The following is a 4,891-nucleotide window of genomic DNA, read 5'->3' as shown; positions in this document are numbered from 1 at the left end:
TGACCTCGGAAACCTCGGCGTCCGAGGTCAGTTTTGAGTTTTGAGTTTTGAGTTTTGAGTTCCCGGCCATCCCAGCCGTTTCGAGGCCATAGAGCGTCGCGATATTCGGATGGTTCAACGAAGCGAGCACCTTCGCTTCCCGCTCGAAGCGAGCCATCCGCTCGGGATCCGTCGCGAACTCCTCCGGCAGTACCTTGAGCGCCACCTCGCGCCCGAGCTTTGTGTCCTCGGCGAGCCACACCTGACCCATACCACCTTCACCGAGCGCGGCGATCACCTTGTACTGCGCGAGAGTGGACCCGATCATCGCTGGGCCTCGATCGCCGCCGGCCAGTTGACGACCACGGTGACCGGTTCAGGAGGCACATTCTCGGCCGGCTCGACGACCAGGAACCGTTGACCGTCCGCCGACACGTCGAAACCATATCCGACGGCGGTCGTTCTGAACTCGAAGAGCGTCTGCGGCTGTCCAAAGGAGAGACCGGATCCCCGTTCGTCGACTTGCACTCCCATGATTTCCCCGGAAAGGTTGACGTAGAGAATCTCCGCGCCGTCTCGTCGCCAGATCGGCCATGCACCGCCGCCGACCGACACCTGCCATTTGCGGCCTGGGCCGGGAAATGGGGCGACAAAGATTTCCCAGTTGCCGCTCTCGTTGGAGCCGTACACCACCCAGCGGCCGTCGGGGGAGAAACTCCCGGTGTACTCGATGAACTCGGTGGCCAGCCAGGGTTCCGGCTTCCCGCCACCACTGATGGGCCACACCAGAAGGTCGATATTGGCCGGCGTCTGCGACACCTGTTGCCCGAGGAGCACCGTGTCGCCCGAGGGGTGCCAGGATGCCGGCCAGGTTTCCTTGTCGAACTCCGCCAGCACCTCACCATCTCCCGACCCGCCGATCGACTTGCGGTTGAGGGTCATACGTTCGGCTTCGTCCGTCACCTCCCACAGCACGGTCTCGCCGTCTGGCGAAAAGACGGGTGCGTCGTCTCCATCAGGGCTGAACGTGAAACGGGTCCTCAGCTTGCGGTCGAGCTCCACGACCCATTGATCGCGGTTGTCGCCCTCTTCCGCCCGAATCTGGACGATTGCGGTGTCCTCGGTCGGCGACAGCCGGATGTCGTCGGTAAAACGAGCAGGCTCGCCAATGGTGTCGAGGACGGCTCCGTCCCGGCCTCGCCACCGCATGACGAGATCGGCCGACAATACGCCGCTCTGCACCGCGAGAACACCAGTCTGTGAGGCGGAAAATACAGCCTGCGCGGTGCCGGTCGAGATCAGGACAACGGTGTCGGCCACCGGAAACGGCTCACCCGAGAGCTCGAGCTTGTCGGGATTGAAGGGCTGCGCCATGAGAGTCCGCTCGCGCAGGAAGAGCAGGTGGCCGGAGGCGTACTCCGCCGCGGCGGGAGAGCGGACCAGAACCTTTTCATCGCCATCTTCGAGAGACGCAGCAACGATCGCCTGCCCCTCCCTGGGCCCTTCGGGTAAACGGGCCAGATAGAGAAAATGTTTCCCATCCGGCAGGAACCTGGGGTGGCGGTGAGAATCGTCGCCCCGATCCTTATCGAAGGTCGTGACATCGACCGGTTCGCCCCCCAGCTGGGACACGCGTTGAATCGGGCTCGTCGCTGTCGGGGCGAAGAGGATCACACCCTCGGGACTCCACGACGCACCCTTTCCGTCGGGGGCATCGCACAGCGTGAGTGGTTGTCCGCCCGAGGCGCTGACCTTTTTGAGCTTGCTGTCGGCGAAGAAACCCAGGTTCTTCGAATCGGGAGACCAGAAGGGGTACTGCGCGCCCTCGGTCCCGGCCAGGACTCTCGGCTGCACCTCGTCGAGGTCACGGACAAAGACCCGCACCTGGCCATCGGCGTCCCACGCGGAAAAGGCAAGCGATTTCCCGTTGGGTGAGACCACCACCGGCCCGGGACGAACGGAGTCGAGCTGGTAACCGCGACCCTCGGGCGGCGGCACCTGGAAGCGGATGGCGCTGTCGACCGCTCCTCCTCTCGAAAAACTGCCAAAGGCGAAGACCAGAGCCGCAACGGCGGCGCCGGCGGCGACCGCCCATGGCAGCGCCCGTTTCCACATCGGTTGCGCATCACTTTCCGACGGCGACCTCAATGACGTCCGCTCGAACGCCTCCGGATCGGCCCGATATTCGTCGAGCAGGATGCGCGCGTCGCCGATCGCCTGGAGCCGCTGCAGCGGCTTCTTCTTCAGACAGCGTTCGATGAGCTCGCGCAGCCGCACCGGTGTTGCCTCCGGCAGCACGGCGAGATCGACATCATCCTTGAGCACCGACGCGAGCACGTGCGAGACCGTCTCGCCCTCGAAGAGCTTGTTCCCGGTCAGCATCTCCCACAGCACGACGCCGAAGGCCCAGATGTCCGCCCGGCGATCAGCCGCCACGCCCGCCGCCTGTTCGGGTGACATGTAGGCCGCCGTGCCGATGATCACGCCGGCCGCGGTCGCGTGCGCGGTCAGCGTTGGCGACATTGAAAGGTTGGCGCCCTCGGAGTCCGCGTCCCACGCCTTGGCCAGGCCGAAGTCAAGCACCTTGACCGTGCCATCGGGTCGGAGCTTGATATTGGCCGGCTTCAAATCTCGGTGAACGATCCCCTGCTCGTGGGCCGCCTCCAGCGCCTCCGCGATCTGCAGAGCGATTGCGACCGCCTCCTCGACCGGCACAGGCCCCCGCTTGATCCGCTCCGTAAGGTCTTCCCCCTCCACCAACTCCATTGCCAGAAAGGTCGTCTGTCCCACGTCCGCGTCCGACGCGATGGATTCCAACCCGTACAGCGTCGCAATGTTCGGGTGGTTCAAGCTGGCAAGTACTTTGGCTTCCCTCTCGAACCTCGCCATGCGCTCGGGATCCTTGGCAAACTCCTCCGGGAGCACCTTGAGTGCCACCTCGCGCCCGAGCTTCGAGTCCTGGGCGCGCCACACCTGGCCCATCCCACCTTCACCGAGCTTGTCGGTGATCCGGAAGTGCGAAAGTGTCGTACCGATCATTCGATGGTCCCCCTGGGTCGCCCATTCCGTACACGAACCCAGACGATCACCTGGCGTCGAGCACCCTTCTCGACCACCTCGAATCAGGGTCTCAACCAGTCATGGTTCGCCTGTCCGTCACGATGAATGGACGACGAACACTATAACGCATGTGAGACGCAGACGCATTTCACTTCTGAAACATTTTTTCTCGAGGCCGCCGTGCGCCATTCGACCAGGTCTGCTGCCTGTCCTAGCCGTCACTCCGTTGCATTTCCACCGGCTCCGGAGCTGTCACCGGCGCCACGCCAAAACCCTCAAGGCTACGGTTGAGCTCGTCAATGCCCTGACCGAAGAAGGTGTTGACCTCGTCGAGCTTTGCCTCGGCTTCCTCCAGAAGCTCGGCTGCGAGCAACTCCTGGGCGGCCGTCGGTGTCGCGAAACCGGAATCGATATTGCGCAGAAGGAAGAAGAGATTGTCCGCGAGCTGCGGCCCCTCACTCCAGCCTCCGAGATCCTCGTCCCCGGTGATCGATTCGAGCAGGATTTCGAGCTGATCTCCCTTCTGTTCGAAGAGCTCTTTCATATCCTCTGGTAGGTCTTTGTCCGAGAGCGTCTCGGCGTTCGCCCTTCTAGATTCGAGCTGCTTCACAACGGCATCTATCCCCGTGGCCGCCCGGTTTACCGCGGAGCAGGCCTGGTTGAGTTCGATCGCAACTGCAAATTGCGCCTCGAGCGCAGTGTTGTCCACGTCCACCGTCGGATCCACCGAAACGACAACGGTCTCTTCCAGAACCTGGTCGTCGACGGTCAGCCGCACGGTGTAGGTTCCTGGAAGTACGGCAACGCCCTTTGGGGGCCCGTACCACTCCTCCATCTCTTCATCTCTCCGGAAGATGTCGGGAAGGTCCGTAGTGAGGTCCCAGGCCACACGGTTGACACCCGCTTCAGTGGGCACTTTCTTCAGGGTGCGGATGATCGTCCCCCCGTCGTCGATGATCTCGATCTTCACCCGATCTTGGGCCTTGGAGCTGTCTGTGATCTTGTCGCCATCGGGCTCAATGGCATCCCTGAGGAAAAAGGCAATGAGCGCACCGGCGGGTGGGTTCGGCGCACGGTGGACCTTGTCACCGAGGCCGTACCTAGTCCCCCTGACCGGGTATCGCAGCGCGTCCCGGATCGGGAAGAAGTGGGCCACCTTGGCCGAGATGTCATCGTCAAATTCCTGGATAGGGGTCGCGTCGTCGAAGATCCAAATGGCGCGCCCGTGGGTGCCGAGGATGAGGTCGTTCTCGCGAGGGTGGACGAGAATGTCGTGCACCGCGACCGGCGGCAGGTTCTTCAGGTGCAGACGTTGCCAGCTCTGTCCGCCGTTGCGAGTCGCATACAGCCCGAGCTCGGTGCCCGCGTAAAGCAAATTCGGGTTTCGGGGGTCCTCACGCACCACCCACACCCATGCACCCTCCGGGAGATCGCCGACGACCGGCTTCCAAGTAGCTCCGAAATCGTCGGTGCGGTAGATCAGTGGTCTGAAATCGTCGAAGAGATGCCGGTCGAAGGCGGCCCAGGCGCGCTCCGCGGAAACCCGAGACGGCTCGATATGCGACACCGGCGAGTGCGCGGGCAGCCCAGGCACATTTGCGGACAGATTGGTCCACGAACTGCCGCCGTTGCGGCTCAGCTGGAGGTTTCCATCATCCGTCCCGACCCACAACAGTCCTGCTTCAGCCTCCGACTCAGCGAGGCTGATGATGGTGCAATGGTATTCGGCGGTGGTGTTCTCCTTCCACGCTGGTCCGCCCGCCTCACCCTGCTTCTCCGGATCGTCGGTTGTGAGATCCGGGCTGATGATCTCCCACGTGTCGCCAAAATCCGGACTCTTGAAAACGACGTT

Annotated in this window: 3 protein-coding genes; all 3 read right to left on the bottom strand. The window is 63.0% G+C overall.

Translation table 11 applies throughout. The features are described 5' to 3' along the window. On the bottom strand, nucleotides 1–307 hold a 307-nt coding region (locus LJE93_08725; GenBank protein ID MCG6948978.1), incomplete at its 3' end, for a protein kinase. Next, nucleotides 304–3,018 carry a serine/threonine-protein kinase gene (locus tag LJE93_08720; protein MCG6948977.1) on the bottom strand — a complete coding sequence of 905 codons (2,715 nt, stop codon included), beginning with the start codon at nucleotides 3,016–3,018 and terminating at the stop codon, nucleotides 304–306. The genes LJE93_08720 and LJE93_08725, both read right to left, overlap by 4 nt. Nucleotides 3,019–3,250: 232 nt before the next feature. After that, nucleotides 3,251–4,891 (bottom strand): hypothetical protein (locus tag LJE93_08715; protein ID MCG6948976.1); only part of this gene is annotated, 1,641 nt, incomplete at its 5' end.

Source organism: Acidobacteriota bacterium (genome assembly GCA_022340665.1).
Classification (GTDB): domain Bacteria; phylum Acidobacteriota; class Thermoanaerobaculia; order Thermoanaerobaculales; family Sulfomarinibacteraceae; genus Sulfomarinibacter.
This window is presented reverse-complemented; position numbering and strand designations above follow the sequence as displayed.